The sequence below is a fragment of the Streptomyces sp. NPDC004610 genome, assembly GCF_040609715.1.
Classification (GTDB): Bacteria; Actinomycetota; Actinomycetes; order Streptomycetales; family Streptomycetaceae; genus Streptomyces.
Genome location: NZ_JBEXLA010000080.1, coordinates 1 through 3,871, shown reverse-complemented (window position 1 = coordinate 3,871; position 3,871 = coordinate 1). Strand labels below are relative to the sequence as shown.

The 3,871-nt window shown below is 73.5% G+C and carries 2 protein-coding genes; both read left to right on the top strand.

Translation table 11 applies throughout. The features are described from left to right. Positions 1-725: 725 nt before the first annotated feature. Positions 726-3,008: an FdhF/YdeP family oxidoreductase gene (locus ABZX40_RS41275; RefSeq protein ID WP_355751331.1), complete on the top strand. Its 2,283-nt coding sequence runs from the start codon at positions 726-728 to the stop codon at positions 3,006-3,008. Between the two features lie 71 nt (positions 3,009-3,079). Further along, positions 3,080-3,568, top strand: a complete 489-nt coding sequence (locus ABZX40_RS41270) for a hotdog fold thioesterase (RefSeq protein WP_355751334.1) — start codon at positions 3,080-3,082, stop codon at positions 3,566-3,568. Positions 3,569-3,871: the final 303 nt, after the last annotated feature.

Genomic DNA, 3,871 nt, shown 5'->3' with positions numbered 1-3,871 from the left:
CGTTCGTCCGGCCTTCCGGCGGTCGTCCCGCCTCCGCCGTCCGGTCCGGCCGCCGCCGACCCGCGCGGCCAGCCCCTACCCACCGGAGCAGCCCCACCGGCCCGGCACGGCCAGCCCCCGCCAACCGGACCCGTGCCGCGATGGCGGGGGCTGGTCCGGTCGATAGGGGCTGGCCGCGCGGGGGCGGTGAGGACCGGTCCTCCGGTCGCGTCGGTTGGGACGGCCGGTCGCCACGCCCCCTCCACAGCCCCCACCGCCCCGGCGCGGCCGGCCCCCGCCGACCGATCCGGCCCCCTCCACCCCCACGCGACCGCTCCCCACGACCCGACACAGCCCGCACCCGCCGCCCGGCACGACCCCGCTCCCGGCACCCCGGACACGCCAGGCCCCCGGACACCCCGCACACCCCACGAGCCCCGACCCCCTCCCCGAAGCCCCTACACCCCCGCACACCCACAGCCCTCCCCCGGAACCCCCTACACCCCGCACACCCCGCACACCCCACAGCCCCCTCCCCCCGCACACGCACAAACCACCCCTCCCCCAGCCGCAGCGCCCCCGCTGTCAGTGCCGCGTGGCAGGATCGAAGGCACACCTCGTCCGCTCCTCCGCCCATCCACGTCATCCAACGCTCATCCACGTCATCCACCCATCCACGCCGTACGGATCACCTCACCCCCCCGAGGGCGAGCCGTGCGAGAACGCAGTCGTAAGGAGGCCCCGCGATGGCGACGAAGCCGCCGAAGGCCGATCCCGTGCAGGACGCGCCGCAGGTCGACGGGCCGCAGCACGCGGCGGCCGGGCTGCCCGCGATCGGGCACACCCTGCGGATCGCCCAGCAGCAGATGGGCGTGCGGCGCACCGCGCTGACCCTGCTGCGGGTCAACCAGAAGGACGGCTTCGACTGCCCGGGGTGCGCCTGGCCCGAGCCGGAGCGCCGGCACGCGGCGGAGTTCTGCGAGAACGGCGCGAAGGCGGTCGCCGAGGAGGCCACCCTGCGCCGGGTCACCCCGGAGTTCTTCGCCGCGCACCCGGTGTCCGATCTCGCGCACCGCAGCGGGTACTGGCTGGGACAGCAGGGCCGCCTCACCCACCCCATGTATCTGCCCGAGGGCGGCACGCACTACGAACCGGTGTCCTGGGAGCGGGCCTTCGACATCGTCGCCGGGGAGCTGGCCGCGCTCGGCTCGCCGGACGAGGCCCTCTTCTACACCTCGGGCCGCACCAGCAACGAGGCCGCGTTCCTCTATCAGCTCTTCGCGCGCGAGTACGGCACGAACAATCTGCCGGACTGTTCCAACATGTGCCACGAGTCGTCCGGCTCCGCGCTGGTCGAGACCCTCGGCGTCGGCAAGGGCAGCGTCCTGCTGGAGGACCTCCACCAGGCGGATCTGATCATCGTCGCCGGGCAGAACCCGGGCACCAACCATCCGCGGATGCTGTCCGCGCTGGAGCGGGCCAAGGCGGGCGGCGCGCGGATCATCAGCGTCAATCCGCTGCCCGAGGCGGGCCTGGAGCGGTTCAAGAACCCGCAGACCCCCAAGGGCCTCACCGCGGGCGCCGCGCTCACCGATCTGTTCCTCCAGATCCGCATCGGCGGCGACCAGGCCCTCTTCCGGCTCCTGAACCGGCTGATCCTGGAGCGCGAGGGCGCGGTCGACGAGGAGTTCGTCCGCGAGCACACCCATGGTTACGAGGAGTTCGCGGCGGCGGCCCGCGCGGCGGACTGGGACGAGACGCTCACCGCGACCGGCCTGCCCCGCGCGGACATCGAGCGGGCGCTGGAGATGGTGCTCGCCTCGCGGCGCACGATCGTGTGCTGGGCGATGGGCCTGACCCAGCACAAACACGCGGTGCCCACGATCCGCGAGATCGTCAACTTCCTGCTGCTGCGCGGCAACATCGGCCGTCCGGGCGCGGGCGTGTGCCCGGTGCGCGGCCACTCCAACGTCCAGGGCGACCGCACGATGGGCATCTTCGAGCGCCCCGCGCCCGCCTTCCTGGACGCCCTGGAGAAGGAGTTCGGCTTCGCCCCGCCCCGCGCGCACGGCCTGGACGTCGTACGGGCCATCCGCGCGATGCGGGACGGCGAGGCCAAGGTGTTCTTCGCGATGGGCGGCAACTTCGTCGCCGCCTCCCCCGACACCGAGGTCACCGAGGCCGCGATGCGGCGGGCCCGGCTGACCGTGCATGTGTCGACGAAGCTGAACCGCAGCCACGCGGTCACCGGCGCGCGGGCGCTGATCCTGCCCACCCTCGGCCGGACCGAGCGCGATCTCCAGGGCAGCGGCGAGCAGTTCGTGACCGTGGAGGACTCCATGGGCATGGTGCACGCCTCGCGCGGCCGGCTGGAGCCCGCGAGCCGCCGGCTGCTGTCCGAACCGGCGATCGTGTCCCGGCTCGCCCGCCGCGTCCTGGGCTCCGGTTCGCACACCCCGTGGGAGGAGTTCGAGAAGGACTACGGCACCATCCGCGACCGCATCGCGCGCGTGGTGCCCGGTTTCGAGGACTTCAACGCGCGCCTGGACCGGCACCCCGGCGGGTTCGCGCTGCCGCACGCCCCGCGCGACGAGCGGCGTTTCCCGACCGCCACCGGCAAGGCGAACTTCACGGCGGCGCCGGTGGAGTACCCGGCGCTGCCCGAGGGGCGGCTGCTGCTCCAGACGCTGCGCTCGCACGACCAGTACAACACCACGATCTACGGTCTGGACGACCGCTACCGGGGCATCCGGAACGGCCGGCGGGTGGTGCTGGTCCACCCCGAGGACGCCCGGCGGCTGGGCGTGGCGGACGGGTCGTACGTCGATCTGGTCGGTGAGTGGAAGGACGGTGTGGAGCGGCGGGCGCCCGGCTTCCGGGTGGTGCACTATCCGACGGCCCGGGGCTGCGCCGCCGCCTACTACCCCGAGACCAATGTGCTGGTCCCGCTGGACGCCACGGCGGACACCAGCAACACCCCGGCCAGCAAGTCCGTCGTGGTGCGTCTGGAACAATCGGGAACCGACTGAGCGTTTGCTCAGCTCCCCGCGGGTACAGGCGCGCGGGCGCTGGACCGGATCGACGAACGGAGTCGGGCCCCATGGGCGAGCAGCAGCAAGTGAAGTTCCCGCAAGACGTCATCGACGAGTACGCGGCGCTCGGTGTGGACCTGCCCGCGCTGTTCTCGGCGGGGCATCTCGGGCAGCGCATGGGGATCCAGATCGTGGAGGCGTCGGCGGACCGGGTGGTCGGCACGATGCCGGTCGAGGGCAACACCCAGCCGTACGGGCTGCTGCACGGCGGGGCCTCCGCGGTGCTCGCCGAGACACTCGGCTCGGTCGGCGCGATGCTGCACGGCGGCAGCCGGAAGATCGCCGTCGGTGTCGATCTGAACTGCACCCATCACCGCGGCGCCCGCTCCGGCCTGGTGACCGGGGTCGCCACCCCCGTCCACCGGGGCCGCTCGACGGCGACGTACGAGATCGTGATCACGGACGAGACGGACCGCCGGGTGTGTTCGGCGCGGCTGACCTGTCTGCTGCGGGATGTGAACCCGAGCGACGAGGAGCGGGTACGCACGGGCATCTGACCGCGGGTTCCGCCCGCACCGCGCGCCCTACCGCGCGCCGGGCGCCGACCCTGGGGTCCGCCCGCACAGCGCGCCAAGCGCTGACCCCAGGTTCCGCCCGCACCGCGCCCCGAGCGCTGACCCCGGGTTCGCCCGCACCACGCCCCACACCCCGCGCCGGGCGCTGATCCACGGTCAGCGCCCTCCCCACCACCGTGCCCGTCACCCCTCCCCCCCCATTACCTTCTTGGTGGCCCCGCAATGGGGCGCCCGGCCTCCGGAGTTGGCATGACTCTCTCCCCCTGTCGAGTTGATGGCTTGGGG